This window comes from Methanoculleus marisnigri JR1 (assembly GCF_000015825.1).
Taxonomy (GTDB): domain Archaea; phylum Halobacteriota; class Methanomicrobia; order Methanomicrobiales; family Methanoculleaceae; genus Methanoculleus; species Methanoculleus marisnigri.
Genome location: NC_009051.1, coordinates 2117054 through 2134776, shown reverse-complemented (window position 1 = coordinate 2134776; position 17723 = coordinate 2117054). Strand labels below are relative to the sequence as shown.

Sequence of the window (17723 nt, the reverse complement as noted above, 5' to 3'; positions counted from 1 at the left end):
ATATGGAGTGCGCATGAAGAAAGAATTCGTCGTCGGGGTCACCGGGGCAAGCGGGGTCGTCTACGCCCGCCGCCTCCTCGAAGTGCTCTGCGAACGGGCAACGGTGCATATCGTCATCTCCGATACCGCCCGGCAGATAGCCGGGATCGAGAATGTCGATCTTGAGGGGTTCGACGCAATATACGCCGAGAACAGCAACCTCGCGGCCGATATCGCGAGCGGATCGTTTTGCTACGACGGGATGGCGATCGTGCCCTGCAGCATGAAGACGCTTGCCGCCGTCAGCAACGGGTTCGCCGACAACCTGATCGCCCGGGCGGCGGATGTCTGCCTCAAGGAGAAGCGCCCGCTCCTCCTCCTGCTGCGGGAGATGCCGCTCTCCCGGATTCACCTCAAAAACATGCTTGCCGCCGACGATGCCGGCGCGACCGTGATGGTCGCAAGCCCTCCCTTCTACCAGCGCCCGCAGACCATCGACGACCTCGTCGATATGGTGGTGGCCCGGGTGCTCGACCACATGGGGGTCGAACACGACCTCGGAACCCGATGGAGCGGATACGATGCGTAACTTTATCGAACTGATGCGCCAGCAGGGCAGGGTCGAGGAGATCGAGAGCCCCTGCTCGACCGTCTACGAGGCTCCCCGCATGGCGAGCCGGACGGATAAGATCCTCTTCTTCCACGACCTCGACGGCCGCCGGGGAGTGATGAACCTCCTCTCCGACCGCCGATCGCTTGCGGCGGCGCTCGGCGTGGAGGAGCGGGACCTCGTCGGACACCTCGCGGGCATGACCTACAACGGCCGCGTCGTGGATGCCGGACGGCTTGAGGGCGGCATTCCTGCCGATCTCTCCCGCCTCCCGGTCATGAAACACTTCCCCGGCGACGCCGGGCGCTACTTCACCTCCGGGATCGTCTTCTCGCGCTACGACGGCGTCGAGAACGCCTCCATCCACCGGATGATGGTCCTCGACGACGGAAGAGTCGTCGCCCGCCTGGTGGAAGGCCGGCATACCCATACCCTCCTCAAAGAGGCGCTCGCCCGCGGGGAGAAACTCCCGGTCGCGGTCACCGTCGGCACCCATCCGCTGGTGACGTTCGCCGCCTGCACCCGCGTCCCGGAGGGTAAGGAACTCGCCTACGCGGCGGAACTGGTGGGCGGGGAACTCCCTGTCCGGGAGTGCGAGAACGGTGTCCGGGTTCCCGACGCCGAGATCGTCCTCGAAGGCTACATCAGTGCCGAAAAGGCGACGGAAGGCCCGTTCGTCGACATCACCGGCACCTACGACCCCGTGCGCCAGCAGCACGTGATCGAGTTCACGAAGATGTACTGCAGGGAGGACCCCATCTACCACGGCATCCTCCCGGCCGGCGACGAGCACAAACTCCTGATGGGAGCGCCCTACGAGCCGAAGATCTACCGCGCCGTGGGCGAGGTGACGACGGTCAGAGACGTCCTCCTCACGAAGGGCGGCGCCGGCTACCTTCACGGGGTGGTGCAGATCCGCAAAAATACGCAGGGAGACGCGAAGAACGCCATCATGGCGGCGTTCGCCGCCCATACATCCCTCAAACATGTCGTGGTGGTGGACGAGGATATCGACATCCACGATCCCCACGACGTCGAATACGCGATCGCGACGAGGGTGCGGGGCGACACCGATATCATGGTCGTCACCGGCGTCCGGGGTTCGTCGCTCGATCCGACGCGGCTGGGTGACGGGACGAACGTGAAGGTCGGGGTCGACGCCACGATGGTCATGGGCAGAGAAGACGAATTCAGAAGAGCGGAGTGGGTGTAGATGTATCTTGACAACGATGACGAGAGGGTGCTTGCCGGCGAGTTCGGCGAGACCCGGCAGAAGATGATGGAGATCCTGGTCGCGCTCGGGGAGGTTTACGGGGCGGAGAAACTCGTCCCGATCACGAGCGCCCAGGTGAGCGGTGCGTCCTACAAGACCATTGGAAAATGGGGGCTTGCCTGGCTGCAGAGCCTCAACGCCCGGGCGGCGGTCCCGGCGGTCTTGAACCCTATCGGGATGCCGCGGGAGGGGTGGCAGGAGTTCGGGATCGACGAGGAGTTCGCCCGTCGTCAGGAAGAGGTCGTCGAGGCCTACCGGAAGCTCGGGATCCGGGTGGAGTGCACCTGCACGCCCTATTACCTGCGGATCACGGAGTACGGGGAGCACCTGGCCTGGTCGGAGTCCTCGGCGGTCGCCTACGCGAACTCGGTTCTCGGCGCCCGGACGAACCGGGAAGGCGGGCCGAGCGCTCTTGCGGCGGCGATCGTCGGGAAGACCCCCTATTACGGCCTCCACGTCGTCGAGAACCGGCGGCCGCAGATCGTCGTCGAGGTCGAGTGCGGCACGGGCCCGCACGCCGGCCACTGGGGCGGCATCGGCCACGTCGCCGGGAAGAAAGTGGGGAACAAAATCCCGATCTTCCAGGGGATCCGGCCGAACCGCGACCAGCTCAAAGCACTCGGCGCCGCGATGGCGGCGACCGGCGCGGTCGCCCTCTTCCACGTCGACAAGATCACCCCGGAGAGCCGGGTCTTCACGTTCGACACCGACAACCTCGACCGGGTGACGGTGACGGCGGACGAGGTCGAAGCCCTCTTTACCGAGACCGAGGTCGAGGCGGTCGCGGTCGGGTGCCCGCACTGCTCCGCCGACGAGCTCCGGGAACTCGCGGAACTCCTGCGGGGGAAGACGACGACGAAACCCTTCTACATCTTCGCCGCGAGGGGGGTCGCGAAGCACAACCCCGACCTCGTGAGCGTCATCGAGCGGAGCGGCGCCCGGGTGATCCCGGACACCTGCATGGTTGTCTCGCCCCGGATGGACGAGTTCGCTTCGATCATGGTCGACTCGGGCAAAGCCCTCGCCTACGTCCCCGGGATGTGCGGGGCGCTCGCCCGGATCGGGACGAGGAAAGAGTGCGTCGAAGTCGCGACGTCGTGAGGGCGTGCCGTTATCCTCACCAATTCCCTCACCCGAAGCCGTGAATCACTATCAACAACCGATATCGCACGCGAAGGCGCAAAGTTCGGTATAGTTACTTGTAACTCCCTTTCGCGGCTTCGCGCTCTTCGCGTGAGGCCGTATCATCGCTTATAACCTGTTAGCTCGCGCGAAGCCGCGAAGGACGCGAAGTTCGGCATACGTGTGCAGGCGACTTCCTTCGCGGCTTCACCCGGAATCTACCGTTGTCCGAACAGGCCAATTCACGCCCCCACCGCTCTGACGTCGAGGACCTCCATCAGGCTCTCGTCGAGCATGTAGCCCCGGAGCCGGTCGCGGTTGCCCCGCAGGCTCTCGATGCTGTTGATCCCGGCCGCACCCAGGAGTTCGGCGAGTTCGAGCGTCCACGCCCGGATCAGGTTCGCCACCTGTTCCGACGCCTCGTCGGGGTTCAAGCGCGCCACGAGATCGGGCCGCTGGGTGGCGATCCCCCAGGGGCAGAGGCCGCGGTAGCAGTTCCCGCAGACCCGGCAGCCCATCGCCGCGAGCGCCGCGGTGCCGATGTAGACCGCGTCCGCCCCGAGGGCGATCGCCTTCGCGACGTCGGCGCTTCCCCGGATACCGCCGCTCGCGATGACGGATATCTCGTTTCTGATCCCCTGTTCGCGGAGTTTTTTGTCCACGCTCGCGACCGCCGCCTCGATCGGGATCCCTACGTGGTCGCGAAAGACCGTCGGCGCCGCGCCGGTTCCGCCGCGGAACCCGTCGACGACGACCGCATCGGCCGGCGAGCGGGCGATGCCCGCGGCGACGGCGGCGACGTTGTGAACGGCGGCGATCTTCACAAAGACCGGTTTCTTCCATTCCGTCGCCTCCTTGAGGCCGCGGACGAGCTGGGCGAGATCCTCGATGCTGTAGATGTCGTGGTGCGGCGCGGGGCTGATCGCGTCGCTGCCTTCCGGGATCATCCTCGTCCTGGAGATATCCGCGCAGACCTTCTCCCCCGGGAGGTGGCCGCCGATGCCCGGCTTCGCCCCCTGGCCGATCTTGATCTCGATAGCGGCGCCGCGCTCCAGGTAGTCGATGTTCACCCCGAACCGCCCGGACGCGACCTGAACGATCATCCGGTCCTGGTAGGGGTGGAGGGCGGCGTGCAGCCCGCCTTCCCCGGTGCCCATATAGGTCCCGGTCTCTTTTGCCGCCCGGGCCATGGCCAGCTGGGCGTTGAGGCTGATCGCCCCGTAACTCATGTGCCCGATCATCACCGGCGTCTCGATCCGGAGGTTCGGGGTGAGGCGGGTCCTGAGTTCGACGTCGCCGCCCTCCCGCCGCCGGAGATCGAGCCGCGCCGGCCTCTTCCCGAGGTGGGTCGTCAGTTCGATCGGCTCGCGGAGCGGGTCGAGGCTCGGGTTCGTGACCTGGCAGGCGTCCAGCACCAGGCGGTCGAAGATGACCGGATAGTCGAGGGCGTTGCCCATCCCCGCGAGGATGATCTTGCCCGTCCGGGCCTGGTTGTAGATCGCCTCCCGGGCCTCCCTCGTCCAGAGCGGGTGGCTCCGGTAGTCGCAGGGGTGTTCCTCGATGCCGATCGCGTCCCGGGGGCAGCAGGCGACGCAGCGGTGGCAGGCGGTGCAGTTCCGGGAGTTGACCTGGATCCGGTCGCCGTCCCGGGAGAAGACGCCGTAAGAGCAGTTCTCGATGCACCGCCCGCACTCCATGCACCGGACGGGGTCGATACTGATCCGGTAGCGGGGAGGGAGGCTCCCGATCATGAGACAACCCTCCCGATCACCGGCTCGCCCGCGGCCGGCATCCGGATCGACTCGACCCGCGGCTCCATCGCCCGGATTGCAGCCTCTTCGCTCGAGATGTAGAGCCGGTCGTCGCATTCGCCGACGACCATCGGCCGGAGTTTGGTCCGGTCGGTGAACCCGACCATCATATCGGGGTTCGCGGCCACGATGGCGAACGGCCCGTTCATCATCGCGGATGCGTAGGCGAGCCGGAGGGCTCCGTTCCACTCCCGCTCGGCCGCGGGCATCCGGTCGATCTCCTCCCAGAAGGGCGGGGCGAGCGCCCGAACCGCGATATCGACGTCAAGGCCGTGCCGCCGCACCAGGAGGTCGACTAAGTAGGCGACGACCTCGGTGTCGGTATACATCGTGCAGGTGTAGCCGAAACTCTCGATGTAGCGCCGGTTCGTCCCGTAGGAGGTGATCTCGCCGTTGTGCACGACGCTCCAGCCGAGGAGGTTGAACGGGTGCGCCCCGCCCCACCACCCGGGGGTGTTCGTCGGGTAGCGGTTGTGCGCGAGCCAGGTGTAACCCTCGTAGTCCTCGATCCGGTAGAAGTCCGCGACGTCCTCGGGCCACCCGCCGGCCTTGAAGACCCCGAGGTCCTTGCCGGAGGAGAAGATGAGCGCGCCGCGGCGGGCGGCGTTGACCTGCATCACGAGGGCGCTGACGATCTCGTCCTCCGGTGCCGCAGGGGATGCGTCGGGCTTGAAGAAGTAGCGCCAGGGGGTGTGAACCGCCCGGAGGCCCGGCCGGTCGCAGGTGGGGATCGCCTCGTCGTGCTCGACCGTTCCCCACTGCGCGAGCGTCGAGTCGAGGAGCGGCTTGTTCTCGCGAGGGTTGTCGAAGAAGACGTGGAGGGCGTAGCAGTCCCGGTAGTCGGGGTAGATGCCGTAGGCTGCGTACCCCGCACCCTCGCCGCTGCCGCGCTCGTTCATCATGGAGAGGGCCTGTCGGATGCCGGAACCGTCCATCGTCCGGCGAGATCTGTCCATTACGCCAATTATGCCGCACATAACCATCACGGTCGACCCGCCCCCCTCCACCTCCGGGTGGTCGGGGAACGCTCTGATAGGTGTATATCCGTCAACTATATATAATATTGGAAGGAAGTTTCCTTCCATATGAGTGCCGACAACATCTCAACGATGCTCGAGCGCATCGAACAGGACAATGTCCGGTTCCTCCGGCTGCAGTTCACCGATCTCCTGGGCATGCCCAAGAACGTCTCCATTCCGGCGAAGCAGGTCGGGAAGGCACTTACCGACGGCATCGGGTTCGACGGGTCGTCGATCGAGGGGTTCGTCCGGATCGAGGAGTCCGATATGGTGCTCAAACCCGACCTCTCGACCTACACCCTCCTGCCCTGGCGGCCCCGGGAGAAGAGCGTCGCCCGGTTCATCTGCGACGTCTGCAAACCGGACGGCACGCCGTTCGAGGGCGACCCGCGCTCCGTGCTCCGGCGGGCGATGGAGGACGCGGCGAAGGACGGCTACGTCTTCAACACCGGCCCGGAGCTTGAGTTCTTCCTCTTCAAGATGCTCGACGGCCGGCCGACCACGCAGTTCCAGGACGTCGGGGGCTACTTCGACCTCGCGCCGACCGATCTCGCGGAAGACCTCCGGCGCGAGGCGATTCTTGCGCTCACCGATATGGGATTCGATATCGAGGCGTCGCACCACGAAGTCGCCGAGAGCCAGCACGAGATCGACTTCAAGTACAGCGACGCGCTGCATACGGCCGACAACGTCATCACGTTCAAGTTCGCGGTCAAGACGATGGCGCTGATGCGCGGCCTGCACGCGTCCTTCATGGCGAAGCCGATCCACGGCATCAACGGGAGCGGGATGCACACCAACTGTTCGCTCGCGAAAGACGGGAAGAACGCCTTCTACGACCCGGATGCCCCCCTCCAGCTCTCAGAGACCTGCATGCACTTCATCGGCGGGCTGCTCAAACACGCGCCGGCCATCACCCGGGTCGCGAACCCGACGATCAACTCCTATAAACGGCTCGTCCCGGGCTACGAGGCGCCCTGCTACATCAGCTGGAGCGCGAGCAACCGGTCGGCGCTGGTGCGGGTCCCGGCGCCCCGCGGCAACAGCACCCGGGTCGAGTTCCGCAGCCCCGACCCGACCTGCAACCCCTACCTCGCCTTCACGGCGATGCTCGCGGCCGGGATGGACGGCGTCCGGAGCGAAATCGAGCCCCCGGAAGATGTTCACAAGAATATCTTCCACATGACGTCCACCGAGCGGGGCCACAACGGGATCGAGACGCTTCCCGGAGACCTCCACGAGGCTCACTCCGCCCTGCTCGCCGACGACCTCATCTGCAAGGCGCTCGGCCCCCACGTCGTCGAGGCGCTCACGAACGTTGCCGAAGCCGAGTGGGACGCCTACCGGACGACGGTCCACCCCTGGGAGATCGACCGGTACCTGGCGACCTACTGACCTCTTTTTTCTTCTGCGGCGGGAGCCCCCGACCTCCGTTCGCCGAAAACCCGTGTAACGCTGTATCCTCATCCCGCCGCTATCGCTCACGCAAACCCGGCCGTTGCAGGAACGTTCATATCCCCAAAAACGCATAGATGCACTTATCGGCCGAACGGGGAAGCCACATGACACGAAGAATTGATATCGACACCATGCGAAGGCGCCGGGACATCGACGGCCTGGTTACAGCACTTTTCGAGCCCGAAGAGATCGTGCGGCTGACCGCCGTCGATGCCCTCGGCTCCGTCGGCGACGAACGGGCGCTCGAGCCGCTCGAGCGATTGAAGTTCTCGGACTCCGATGCGGGCGTCCGGCGGGCCGCGTCGTTCGCGCACGCCCGGGTGGTGGGGAGGCTCGCGGACAGGAAGTCGGCGGAGGGGAGGTCCCGCGAATCGTAGCCTGCACCCGGTAAGGCATATATATTCCCGGGACGTCTACGCGAAACGACCAGGAGACTGCTATGCCGACAATCGATGAGGTCGATACCATGCGGGATGCCCGGGACGTCGACGGGTTGATCCGGGCGCTCGCCGACCCGGACGAGTTCGTCCGGTCGCAGGCAGCCCTCTCGCTCGGGACTCTCGCCGACCCGAGGGCGAAGGAGCCGCTTGAGAGGGTGAAGAGCGAGGACCCGAGCGCCTCGGTCAGGGAGGCGGCCGCGACCGCGTATAAGTGGGTGGTCGGCCGGCTCCGGGAGATCGAGGCCGCCCGGTAGCACCGGCCTACAGGACGACGAAGTTGAGGTAGAGGAGCGCCGTCCCGATCCCGACCGTGACGAAGAGCACGAGCATTCCCACCTTCAGGAACTCCAGAAACGAGATGGAGAGGTTGTTCCGTGCCGCGATCCCGATGACGACGACGTTCGCCGACGCCCCGATAGCCGTGCCGTTCCCGCCGAGACACGCGCCGAGCGAGAGCGCCCACCAGAGCGGGTAGGTGTCCATCGAGACGCCCAGATCCTGGATCAGGGGGATCAGGGTGGCGGTGAGCGGGATGTTGTCCACGATGGCCGAGGCGATCGCCGCGAACCAGGCGATGATCATCATGGCCTCGCCCTCCGAGTGAACGTTGTTCACGACGAACCCGGCGACGGCCGCGATTGTCCCCGTCTCGACGAGGGCGCCGACGACGACGAAGAGCCCGCCGAAGAAGAAGAGCGCCGGCCACTCGATCTTCTCAAAGATCTCCTCCGGATTCTGCCTGCTCCAGAAGAGGAGGATCGATGCGCCGATCAGGGCGACGAGAGCGGGTTCCAGCCCGAGGAGGTCGTGGACGAAGAACATCCCGATGACGAGCGCGATGACGGCGACCGATTTTTTGAAGAGCGGCATGTCGCGGATCGCCTCCCGCTCGTTTAAGTCCGCAAACGTCTTCTCGATCCCCGCCTGCTCGTCGGGCGAGACGTGGAGGTCTTTTCGGTAGATGAGGACGAGCATCCCCATGACGACGGCGAGGTCGACGACCATGATCGGGCCGAGGTTGACGATGAACTCGTTGAACGTCAGGCCGGCGGCCGACCCGATCATGATGTTCGGGGGATCGCCGATGAGCGTCGCCGCCCCGCCGATGTTGGAGGAGAATATCTCGGCGATGAGGAAGGGCAGGGGGGTTATCCGCATCACGCTTGCGATGTAGAGGAGCATCGGGGTGAGGAGGAGGACGGTGGTGACGTTGTCGAGGAACGCGCTCGTCACGGCCGTCACGAGCGAGAAGAGGAGCAGCACCCGCATGGGGCTCCCGTTCGCGAGTTTCGCCGTCTTGATGGCGATGAACTCGAAGAGGCCGCTGCCGCGGGCGGTGTTGACGATGATCATCATCCCCATCAGGAGGAAGATGGTGCCGAGGTCGATGTACTCCGGGATCTTCTCCCACGGGACGATGTGGAGGAAGACGATGACGGAAGCGCCGAACATCGCCGCCACCGCACGGTGGATCCGCTCGTCGATGATGAGCGCGTAGGTGAAGAGGAAGACCGCGATGGCGATCAGTTCCGGGCCGATCACGCGTTCCCACCCCGGTGAGGGTTGGGGCCGCGGACTGCGAGGTATGCCGCGAGAGATTGACGATATGCCATGGAACTCTCCGAAAAGAATGAACTGCAGGATTCAGGTATGCGCGTTCCTCCCATAACCATGCCGGTCAGCACCGTTGCCGGGAGGATGGATGCGGGAAGATCCGGCGCGTAAAACCAGGGAAGGGTGAGGGCGTTCGCCCGGTTCAGCCCGACGCGGGGGACCTGCCCCGGACCCGCAGGCGGAAGATCTTGTACGCCTCCCCGGCGAGCAGCACCGGCAGGCCGAGCAGGGCGAGCAGACCCCAGTCGGCGAGGGTCAGGGGGGCGGTCCCGAGGAAGACGTTGAAGATCGGGACGTAGACCACCAGCGCCTGGAGGGCGAGGCTCCCGAGGATGGCGAGGAGCAGGGCGGGGTTCGAGAAGAACCCGATCCGGTGAAGGGGATACCGGAACGACCGGAAGTTCAGCACGTTGTAGAGCTCGAAGATGATGAGCCCGGTAAACGCCATCGTCCGCGCCCGGTCGAGGTCGACCGCGTAGTGGCCCATGAAGACGTAGATGGTCAGAAGACCGAGCCAGGCCCCGAGGACGAGGATGACAAGGTAGGCGCTCCGCGTGAGGATGGACTCCTGCGGGTCGCGCGGCCGTCTCTGCATGACGTCCCGCTCGGCGGGTTCGAGGCCGAGGGCGAGCGCGGTGAGACCGTCGGTGACCAGGTTGATCCAGAGGATCTGGACGGGGATGAGGATCAGCGGCAGGCCGAGGAGGAGCGCGCCGACGATCGCGACGAGTTCCCCGACGTTGGAGGAGAGGAGGTAGCGGGTGAACCGGGCGATGTTGTCGTACTCCCGCCTCCCCTCCTCGACGCCGGCGACGATGCTCGCGAAGTTGTCGTCCACGAGTACCATGTCGCTCGACTCCTTGGCCGCATCCGTCCCCTTGATGCCCATGGCAATCCCGATGCTCGCCTTTTTGAGCGCCGGAGCGTCGTTGACGCCGTCGCCGGTCATGGCGATGACCTCCCGGTCGCGGGAGAGGATATCGATCACCCGGAGTTTGTGCTCCGCGGTGACCCGGGAGAGCACCTTCGTCGTTTTGAGACGCCCCTCGAGTTCGTCGTCGCCGAGCGCTTCGAGATCGGCCCCGGTCATTGCCCCCTCGCTCGAGAGCCCGAGATCCCGGGCGACGGCGTAGGCGGTCAGCGGGTTGTCCCCCGTGATCATGATGACGTCGATCCCGGCGCTCCGGCAGAGCCGGATCGCCTCCGCCGCCTCGGGCCGCGGGGGGTCGACGATCCCGGCAAACCCGAGGAAGACGAGATCGGTCTCCACGGTATCGGCCGTCCACTCGATGCCCGCAGGGAGCGGGCGGCAGGCCGCCCCGAGCACCCGGAGCCCCTGCGACGCATACTCCTCGATCTCGCGAAGAATCGCGTCCCGGTCTTCGTCCGTGAGCGGGACGGCCGAACCTCCCCGGAGGAGCCGGGACGAGCGGGCGAGCAGAACCTCCGGCGCCCCCTTCACGTGGGCGACGTCCCCTCCCTCTTCGGGGTAGATGATCGTCATCCGTTTCCGGGTGGAGTTGAACGAGAACTCCTTCACGGCCTCCGGGACGTCGTCGCGCGAGAGCCCGGCCTTCTCCGCCGCGACCACGAGCGCCCCCTCGGTCGGCGTGCCGAGGATCCGCCACCCCCCTTCCTCGAGAGCAAGGGTCGCGTGGTTGCAGAGGAGGACGGTGCGGAGGAACTGCCGGAGCCCCGGGTCGGCGAGCGGGTCGATGGGTTTTTCCTCAAGGAGGAACTCCCCCATCGGGAGATACCCCGCCCCGGTGACCGCGACCTCCGTATCGGGCGTCCGCACCCGGACGACCGTCATCTCGTTCCGGGTGAGCGTTCCGGTCTTGTCGGTGCAGATCACCGAGACCGCGCCGAGCGTCTCCGATGCCGGGAGGTGGCGGATGAGGCAGTTCCTCCGCATCATGGTCTTGATCCCGATGGCGAGCGTCAGCGTCACGACCGCCGGGAGCCCCTCCGGGATCACCGCCACCGCAAGGGAGACGCCGACGAGGAACATCTCGAGGAGGCCCCGCTGCTGCAGGAGGCCGACGGCGACCACGAGAACGGCGATCCCGAGGGCGATCAGCCCGAGATCGCGGCCGAGCCGATCCATCTGCCGCGCGAGGGGCGTCGTCTCGTCCGCGACCCTCTGGGAGAGGCCGGCGATCCGCCCGAACTCCGTCTGCATCCCGGTGGCGACCGCAACCCCCCGGCCGCGCCCGTTCGTCACCGTCGTGCCGGCAAACGCCATGTTGCTCCGCTCGGCAAGAGCCGTCCCGGCAGGGAGCGGGCCCGGCGCCTTGTCCACGGGCGACGACTCGCCCGTCAGCGGCGCCTCGTCCACCTCGAGCGACGTCGCATCGGCGATGTAGATGTCGGCGGGCACCCGTTCCCCCATCTCGAGGAGCACGACGTCTCCCGGCACGATCCCCGCCGCATCGATCTCCCGCCGCTCCCCGTCGCGGACGACCACGGCGTGCTGGACGAGCATCTTTTTCAAGGCCTCGATCGCCTCGCCGGCCTGCCACTCCTGCGAGTACCCGAGGATGGCGTTTAAGACGACGATGATGAGGATGGCGGCGGCGTCAAGGGCTTCGCCGACCAGGAACGAGACCGCGGCCGCGATGATCAGGATGACGATGAGGATGCTCTTGAACTGCCGCAAAAATACCTGGAGCCGGGTCTCCCGCGCCTCCTCACGGAGGACGTTTTTCCCGTAGCGCTGCAGCCGCTCCTCCGCCTCGCCCGTGGAGAGACCCGCGGGATCCGTGCCGACCTCCCGGCGCACCTCCTCCGCGGAGAGGGCGTGCCAGTCAGGCAGAGGTCTTCCACCTGCAGACTCTCCAGTCGGCACGGGCATATGTTCCCGGTTCTGCGCCCGGCTATAAAAAGGTATAGAGATCGCTCGTCCTGCCGCGAAACCGGCGCAGCAGCGGCCGGTTCGTCCCCGGATCTGCCGGACCTCCGGCAGGATTATATCCTTCGGCCGAACCGATCCGGTGCCGGGTCGGGCGACCGGTCCGGGGAGGAACGAGAATGAGCAGAATAGCAGTCCTGATCACGGATATGTTCGAGGATGTCGAGTACACAAAGCCCGCTGCGTCGTTCCGGGAGGCCGGCCACGATCTCATCCACGTCGGCCTCTCCGCGGGGGAGACCGTGCACGGGAAGGCCGACCGGACACCGGTCACGATCGACCGGGCCGCGTCGGATGTCTCGCCGGACGACTTCGACGGGCTCTTCATACCGGGCGGCTACTCGCCCGACAAACTCCGGGCTCACGATGCGCCCGTCGAGTTCGTGCGCCGCTTCGTCGAGAGCGGCAAACCGGTTCTCTCCATATGCCACGCGCCCCAGCTCATGATCACCGCGCAGGTGCTCCGCGGCCGGAAGGTTGCCGGCTGGAAGTCCGTCGCACAGGATATCAGGAACGCCGGTGCGGAGTACGTCGACCAGGAGGTGGTCGTCGACGGCAACATCGTCTCGAGCAGGCAGCCGGACGACATCCCCGCGTTCATCGAGGCGTCGCTCGCGAAACTCAAGGAGACCCCGGGCCAGGAGACCCGGGCTGCGGCTGCAGGGCAGCAGTGAGGCGGGAGCCGCACCGCATAAACTCTTTATGGGTGCGGCCCGCACCTCCTCTTCAGGATGAGTCCTGCAGGTCTGTCGGGAGAGGCATGGAGCAGGCCCGCAGTCATCGTCCTCATCACGGCCCTCGCCGTTCTCCTGGACCTCGCCTTCGGCACGGTCGCGTACACCCACCTCTTTCACCTGGTGCTCATCCTCGCCGCGTTCTGGTATCGGCGGCATGCGATCGTCGTCGGGATTCTGCTCGCCGTGGTCCACGTCACCGTCTATTCCTTCCTCTACGGCATCCCGAACGCCGGAATCCTCGTGAGTGCGGGGGCCTTCGTCGTCGCCGCATACCTCCTCGGCTACCTCTTCGAGGCCGCGGGCAGGCGTGCCGGCGGTCTCCACTTTCGCATCGGCGAGCCTTCCGGCGAAATCGCGTGCGACCGGGACACGAGACGGCTGATCGGCCGGCTCTCGAGCCGCGACCCCGATACCCGTTACCGGGCGGCCGGGTGCCTGGGCGACGCGGGCGATCCCGCTGCGGTCGAACCGCTCGCCGCCCTCCTCGCGGACCCGGAGGTCGGCGTCCGGTGGAAGGCGACGGAGGCGCTCGGAAGACTGGGGTCCCCGGCCGTCGGGCCGCTCACGGAGAGCCTCAGGAGCGAGAACGTCGACGTCCGCTGGATGGCCGCGGTCGCTCTCGGCGATATCGGCGATCCCTCGGCAGTCCCGGCGCTGATGGCCGCACTCGATGACGAGGACACCTACGTCCGGAGCAGGGCGGCCCTGGCGATTGGGGCTATCGGCGAGCCGGCCCGTGAGGAGGTCATCGCCGCCCTCTCTGACGGGAACGAGCACGTCAGGTGGGGGGCGGCGATCGCGCTCGGGAGCATCGGAGGGGAGAGCGGTATCGCGGCCCTCATCGAAGCGCTCCGCGACCCGGACGGGGAGGTGCGGCTGCGGGCCTCCGGTGCGCTCGGCGATATCGGCGAGCCCGCCGTCCGGCCCCTCATCGAGGCGCTCGGGACGGAGAGCGAACTCCTCCGGCGGGGGGCGGTCGCCGCTCTCGGCCTTGTCGGGAAGCCCGCCGTCCCCGCGCTCGCGATGGCGCTCCGGCACGGCGACGACCGGCGCGTCCGCGCGGGAGCCGCGCGGGCTCTCGGGGAGATCGGGGATCGCGGATCGGCCGGTATCCTGATCCGGGCGCTCGAAGACGAGCGGGAAGAGGTGCGCGAGGCTGCCCGGGAGGCGCTCGGCGGCATCAGGAAGACATAACAACAGCAAGTGTGCACCTGAACGCTATGACTGACAGCACCCGGATCGAGGAACTGATCGCCGATCTCCGGGACGGCCCTCTCGCGGCGCGCCGGGCGGCGACCGCCGATCTCGGTGAGAGCGGAGAAGCGGCCGTAAAACCGCTCATCGGCGTGATGCAGGCCGGAAACAACGACGTCCGGTGGTACGCCGCCCGTGCGCTGGTGCGGATCGGGGAGCCGGCGATCGATCCCCTCCTCGCGGCGATGCGCGCCGCGGACGACCGCGACTTCCGGCGATACGCCACGGCGGCTCTCGCGGGGATCGGCGCCGCCGCCGTCGAACCCCTCGTTGCCGTCGTCGAGAACGCCGACGCCGATCTCCAGCCGTTCGCCGCGATGGCCCTCTGCCGGATCGGGGATCCGGCGGTCGAACCGCTCGTCCGCCTGATGCAGAGCCCTGATGCGAAGACGCAGGAACGCGCTGCACTCCTCCTCTGGAAGATGGGAGAGACGGGCGCCGGCCCGCTCACCGAGGCGCTGGAGGCGAAAGACCAATCCGCGAACAATAAATGATCGAGACGCCTTCAGATCTCTAAGGTCTGATGGCATCTCGTACGACGGAGGGCCCCCTCCGGCACCTGCAGGAAGGCGACCTCCGCGAACCCGGGAAAATTCTGGTAGCCGGCGCTTCGGGCACGGCGATCTTAGCCGCCCTTCTCGTGGAGCCGCCCGGCACCAACCTCATTCTCTGGGCCCTTCTCTTCGTCCCGGCCGCGGCGGTCGGCTACCTCTACCGCGAGAAGGGGATCGTTGCCGCCACCGTGCTCGGGCTCGTCTATCTCGGCATCACGGCAGGGCGCGCCTACCCGCCCAACCCGAGTATATTCCTCCCCTTCGTCGCCATGGTCGCTCTTGCGTCGCTCGCCTCGACCGTCGGCTACTCGGCCCGGGAGCAGATCCACTACCGGGAGGCCATGGAACGGGCTCCCGGCGGCGCGTTTCTTCTCAGGCGGGATGACGAATCGATAGCGGACGCGAACCGCGACTTTGCGGAACTCCTCGGGTATGCAAGGGGAGACCTGGAAAACCTCCCGCTATCGAAGATCTGGCCGTATGCCGACGACCGCGAGCGGTTCTTTGCGCAGGCGCAGCCGGGCGCAGGCAACGTGGTCGTCGAGACGCAGTTCCTCGGCCGGGACGGCAGAACGCGCTGGCTCGTTCTCCGGGGGCGCTGCCTCGACGATGTCGTCGTCACCTGCCGGGTCTCGGAGATCACCCGGTACAAGGAGGCGGAAGCGGCCCTGAACGCCGAACGCCGCCGTCTCTTCTCTATCCTGGACACCCTTCCCGCTTACGTCACCCTGCAGGGGGAGGATCACACCATCCGGTTTGCCAACAGGGCGTTCCGGGAGACCTTCGGCGACCCGGAGGGCGGGCTCTGCTACGAGGTGCAACGCGGCTCCCGCAGACCCTGCAACCCCTGCAAGGGGGCGATGGTCTTCACCCTCCGGAGCCCGCAGCACTGGGAATGGGATCATATGAACGGGAAAACCTACGAGGTTCACGCCTACCCGTTCACCGATACGGACGGGGCGCCCCTGATGCTGCAGCTCGGGATCGATATCACCCAGCGGGTGCAGGCGGAAGAGGCGCTCAAGGGGTTTGCCGGGAACCTCCAGACGAAGAACCGGGAACTGGAGATGCTACGGAGCCAGCTCTCCGTCGTCAACCAGGAACTCGACGCGATGGTCCGGGAGCGGACCGCCGACGTGGAGAAACTCCTCGCCCAGAAGGACGAGTTCATATCGCAGCTCGGCCACGACTTGAAGACGCCCTTAACGCCGCTGGTCGCCCTCATGCCGAGGATCGTCGCGCGGGAGCAGGACCCGGATCTCCGGCGCCTCCTCGAGATCGCCGGCCACAACGTCACTTACATGAAGGACCTGGTCCAGAAAACCCTGCAGCTCGCCCGGATGAACTCCCTCTACGTCGAGCTCGATCTCGAACCCCTCGACCTCAAGACGGAACTCGACAACACGCTCCGGAACTACGCCGTCCTCTTCAAGACGAAGACCATCACCCTCAACAACAACATCCCGGCCGGGATCGCCGTCAGGGCCGACCGGGTTCTCCTCGGGGAGATCTTCAACAACCTGATCGCCAACGCCGTCAAGTACATCGAGGACGGGAAAGGGACGATCACCATCGACGCCGCCCGCGAGCAGGAGGCCGTGGTCGTCTCGGTCAGGGATACCGGGATCGGCATGTCCCGCGAGCAGCTCGAAAAGGCTTTTGCCGAGTTCTACAAGGCCGACGCCTCCCGCCACGACCTCGAGTCGCCGGGGCTCGGCCTCACGATCTGCCGGCGGATCGTGGAACGGCACGGAGGACGGATATGGGCCGAGAGTGCCGGCGAGGGGAGGGGTTCGACCATCATATTCACCCTTGAGGCAGTAGAAACGCTGTAAAGAATCCGCAGGGTTATATATTGTTCCGGGCGAGAGAAGTTAATTAACAACCCGGCGGGTCCCGGGGAGGCAGCAGATGGCGGAGGAATCGAACCGGCGGATTATGGTCGTCGACGACGACGTGTTCATCCTCGAGGTGATGGAGGAACTCCTTGCACCGGAGGGGATCGAGGTCGTTGCCGCGGAGAGCGGCGATGAATGTATCGCACAACTCGCAGACGGGTTTCGGGGGGTCATCCTGATGGACATCATGATGCCCCGAAAGGACGGGTGGGAGACGATCCAGGAGATGATCGATCGCGATCTCATGGAGAGGAACGTCATCGCGATGCTCACGGCAAAAGACGTCCCGGACATGGAACTGGAGTGTCTCAAGGAGCACGTCATCGACTACATCACGAAACCGTTCGAGCCGGACGAGATCGTGGCCCTCGTGAAGGGGTACCTCAATTACCTTCCGTAAGGTGGAGATTGCATGGAATATCCCTTATCTCTTCCCCGCGATGGGCGGACGATTGTCGTCATCGGTTCGTCGACTGGTGGGGCGCGAACGCTCGAGGTCGTCTTTTCCCAGTTCCCGCTCGTCGATGCCGCCGTCATCCTCGTCCAGCACATGCCGCACTCTATGAACAGCGCGCTTTGCAGGCATATCGAAGAGATCTCTTTCATGGATGTCCGGGTTCCGGAGGACGGCGAAGAGATCGAGCACGGCACGATCTACGTGGCTCCAAGCGATCTCCACCTGAAACTCGTCGAAAACCGAACGATCAGCCTCTTTGACGACGCGAAGGTGCAGTACGTCCGCCCCTCGATCGACGTCGCCATGATGTCGCTTACGCGGCGCGGCACCGACCGGTTCGCCGGGGTGATCCTCTCGGGGATGGGGAGCGACGGCGCCGAAGGGATCTCCCACATCAAGTCCATCGGGGGGACCACCTTCGCACAGGCCCTCCGGACCTGCGCCATCCACTACATGCCCCGCGCCGCGTTCGCGACCGGGCGGGTGGACCAGATGCTCCCGCCGGATGCGATCCGCGAGAATATCATCCGCTTCGCCGGAATCATCTGACGCTCGGGCCTTTGTTGCAGCCTGCCTGAACCGGGGC

Annotated in this window: 16 protein-coding genes; 12 read left to right on the top strand and 4 right to left on the bottom strand. The window is 66.1% G+C overall.

All coding sequences use genetic code 11. From position 1 onward, the window contains the following. Nucleotides 1-13: 13 nt before the first annotated feature. From MEMAR_RS10570 to MEMAR_RS10560, 3 genes are read left to right on the top strand one after another with little or no spacing between them, the layout of a single operon-like run. Nucleotides 14-568, top strand: coding sequence for a UbiX family flavin prenyltransferase (locus tag MEMAR_RS10570; protein WP_011844972.1), 555 nt, complete (start codon nt 14-16; stop codon nt 566-568). Next, nucleotides 561-1802, top strand: a complete 1242-nt coding sequence (locus MEMAR_RS10565) for a UbiD family decarboxylase (protein WP_011844971.1) — start codon at nt 561-563, stop codon at nt 1800-1802. The genes MEMAR_RS10570 and MEMAR_RS10565 overlap by 8 nt, the downstream gene beginning before the upstream one ends. Then, on the top strand, nt 1803-2963 hold the full coding sequence (locus MEMAR_RS10560; RefSeq protein WP_011844970.1) for an aconitase X: 1161 nt from the start codon (nt 1803-1805) through the stop codon (nt 2961-2963). It begins immediately after the preceding gene. Between the two features lie 263 nt (nt 2964-3226). Here MEMAR_RS10560 and MEMAR_RS10555 read toward each other — a convergent pair whose 3' ends face one another. Both MEMAR_RS10555 and MEMAR_RS10550 read right to left on the bottom strand, forming a co-directional pair. Next, entirely contained in the window at nt 3227-4735 is a 1509-nt protein-coding gene (locus tag MEMAR_RS10555; RefSeq protein ID WP_011844969.1) for a glutamate synthase-related protein, read from the bottom strand. After that, complete coding sequence (locus MEMAR_RS10550; RefSeq protein WP_048063842.1) at nt 4732-5772, bottom strand: class II glutamine amidotransferase; 1041 nt, start codon at nt 5770-5772, stop codon at nt 4732-4734. Before MEMAR_RS10550 ends, MEMAR_RS10555 begins: the two co-directional genes overlap by 4 nt. A gap of 108 nt (nt 5773-5880) precedes the next feature. Here MEMAR_RS10550 and MEMAR_RS10545 point away from each other — a divergent pair, with 108 nt between their 5' ends. The 3 genes from MEMAR_RS10545 (at nt 5881) to MEMAR_RS10535 (ending at nt 7966) form a co-directional block, all read left to right on the top strand. Then, complete coding sequence (locus MEMAR_RS10545; RefSeq protein WP_011844967.1) at nt 5881-7209, top strand: glutamine synthetase family protein; 1329 nt, start codon at nt 5881-5883, stop codon at nt 7207-7209. 167 nt (nt 7210-7376) lie between these two features. Then, nucleotides 7377-7649, top strand: a complete 273-nt coding sequence (locus MEMAR_RS10540) for a HEAT repeat domain-containing protein (protein ID WP_011844966.1) — start codon at nt 7377-7379, stop codon at nt 7647-7649. 62 nt (nt 7650-7711) lie between these two features. Next, nucleotides 7712-7966, top strand: coding sequence for a HEAT repeat domain-containing protein (locus MEMAR_RS10535; protein WP_011844965.1), 255 nt, complete (start codon nt 7712-7714; stop codon nt 7964-7966). A gap of 7 nt (nt 7967-7973) precedes the next feature. Here MEMAR_RS10535 and MEMAR_RS10530 read toward each other — a convergent pair whose 3' ends face one another. Next, nucleotides 7974-9254 carry an ArsB/NhaD family transporter gene (locus MEMAR_RS10530; RefSeq protein ID WP_011844964.1) on the bottom strand — a complete coding sequence of 427 codons (1281 nt, stop codon included), beginning with the start codon at nt 9252-9254 and terminating at the stop codon, nt 7974-7976. A 214-nt stretch (nt 9255-9468) separates the two neighbouring features. Then, nucleotides 9469-12180: a cation-translocating P-type ATPase gene (locus MEMAR_RS10525; protein ID WP_011844963.1), complete on the bottom strand. Its 2712-nt coding sequence runs from the start codon at nt 12178-12180 to the stop codon at nt 9469-9471. Nucleotides 12181-12356: 176 nt separating this feature from the next. Between MEMAR_RS10525 and MEMAR_RS10520 the strand changes: the two genes are divergently transcribed. The 6 genes from MEMAR_RS10520 to MEMAR_RS10495 all read left to right on the top strand — a co-directional run bounded on the left by MEMAR_RS10520 (nt 12357) and on the right by MEMAR_RS10495 (nt 17686). Beyond that, nucleotides 12357-12911 carry a type 1 glutamine amidotransferase domain-containing protein gene (locus MEMAR_RS10520; protein WP_011844962.1) on the top strand — a complete coding sequence of 185 codons (555 nt, stop codon included), beginning with the start codon at nt 12357-12359 and terminating at the stop codon, nt 12909-12911. Nucleotides 12912-12968: 57 nt separating this feature from the next. Beyond that, complete coding sequence (locus MEMAR_RS10515) at nt 12969-14168, top strand: HEAT repeat domain-containing protein (protein ID WP_011844961.1); 1200 nt, start codon at nt 12969-12971, stop codon at nt 14166-14168. 26 nt (nt 14169-14194) lie between these two features. Continuing rightward, entirely contained in the window at nt 14195-14722 is a 528-nt protein-coding gene (locus tag MEMAR_RS10510) for a HEAT repeat domain-containing protein (protein WP_011844960.1), read from the top strand. Nucleotides 14723-14751: 29 nt separating this feature from the next. Next, nucleotides 14752-16617, top strand: a complete 1866-nt coding sequence (locus tag MEMAR_RS12530) for a sensor histidine kinase (protein WP_011844959.1) — start codon at nt 14752-14754, stop codon at nt 16615-16617. 76 nt (nt 16618-16693) lie between these two features. Further along, on the top strand, nt 16694-17080 hold the full coding sequence (locus tag MEMAR_RS10500; protein ID WP_011844958.1) for a response regulator: 387 nt from the start codon (nt 16694-16696) through the stop codon (nt 17078-17080). Between the two features lie 12 nt (nt 17081-17092). Beyond that, a complete protein-coding gene (locus MEMAR_RS10495) occupies nt 17093-17686 on the top strand; it encodes a CheB methylesterase domain-containing protein (protein WP_011844957.1) in 594 nt (197 codons plus the stop codon). Nucleotides 17687-17723: the final 37 nt, after the last annotated feature.

What these genes read in the sequence shown, in the direction of transcription:
- MEMAR_RS10570 (WP_011844972.1), top strand. Translation starts at nt 14, where the DNA reads ATGAAGAAAGAATTCGTCGTCGGGGTCACCGGGGCAAGCGGGGTCGTC.
- MEMAR_RS10565 (WP_011844971.1), top strand. Translation starts at nt 561, where the DNA reads ATGCGTAACTTTATCGAACTGATGCGCCAGCAGGGCAGGGTCGAGGAG.
- MEMAR_RS10560 (WP_011844970.1), top strand. Translation starts at nt 1,803, where the DNA reads ATGTATCTTGACAACGATGACGAGAGGGTGCTTGCCGGCGAGTTCGGC.
- MEMAR_RS10555 (WP_011844969.1), bottom strand. Translation starts at nt 4,735, where the DNA reads ATGATCGGGAGCCTCCCTCCCCGCTACCGGATCAGTATCGACCCCGTC.
- MEMAR_RS10550 (WP_048063842.1), bottom strand. Translation starts at nt 5,772, where the DNA reads ATGTGCGGCATAATTGGCGTAATGGACAGATCTCGCCGGACGATGGAC.
- MEMAR_RS10545 (WP_011844967.1), top strand. Translation starts at nt 5,881, where the DNA reads ATGAGTGCCGACAACATCTCAACGATGCTCGAGCGCATCGAACAGGAC.
- MEMAR_RS10540 (WP_011844966.1), top strand. Translation starts at nt 7,377, where the DNA reads ATGACACGAAGAATTGATATCGACACCATGCGAAGGCGCCGGGACATC.
- MEMAR_RS10535 (WP_011844965.1), top strand. Translation starts at nt 7,712, where the DNA reads ATGCCGACAATCGATGAGGTCGATACCATGCGGGATGCCCGGGACGTC.
- MEMAR_RS10525 (WP_011844963.1), bottom strand. Translation starts at nt 12,180, where the DNA reads ATGCCCGTGCCGACTGGAGAGTCTGCAGGTGGAAGACCTCTGCCTGAC.
- MEMAR_RS10520 (WP_011844962.1), top strand. Translation starts at nt 12,357, where the DNA reads ATGAGCAGAATAGCAGTCCTGATCACGGATATGTTCGAGGATGTCGAG.
- MEMAR_RS10515 (WP_011844961.1), top strand. Translation starts at nt 12,969, where the DNA reads ATGAGTCCTGCAGGTCTGTCGGGAGAGGCATGGAGCAGGCCCGCAGTC.
- MEMAR_RS10510 (WP_011844960.1), top strand. Translation starts at nt 14,195, where the DNA reads ATGACTGACAGCACCCGGATCGAGGAACTGATCGCCGATCTCCGGGAC.
- MEMAR_RS12530 (WP_011844959.1), top strand. Translation starts at nt 14,752, where the DNA reads ATGGCATCTCGTACGACGGAGGGCCCCCTCCGGCACCTGCAGGAAGGC.
- MEMAR_RS10500 (WP_011844958.1), top strand. Translation starts at nt 16,694, where the DNA reads ATGGCGGAGGAATCGAACCGGCGGATTATGGTCGTCGACGACGACGTG.
- MEMAR_RS10495 (WP_011844957.1), top strand. Translation starts at nt 17,093, where the DNA reads ATGGAATATCCCTTATCTCTTCCCCGCGATGGGCGGACGATTGTCGTC.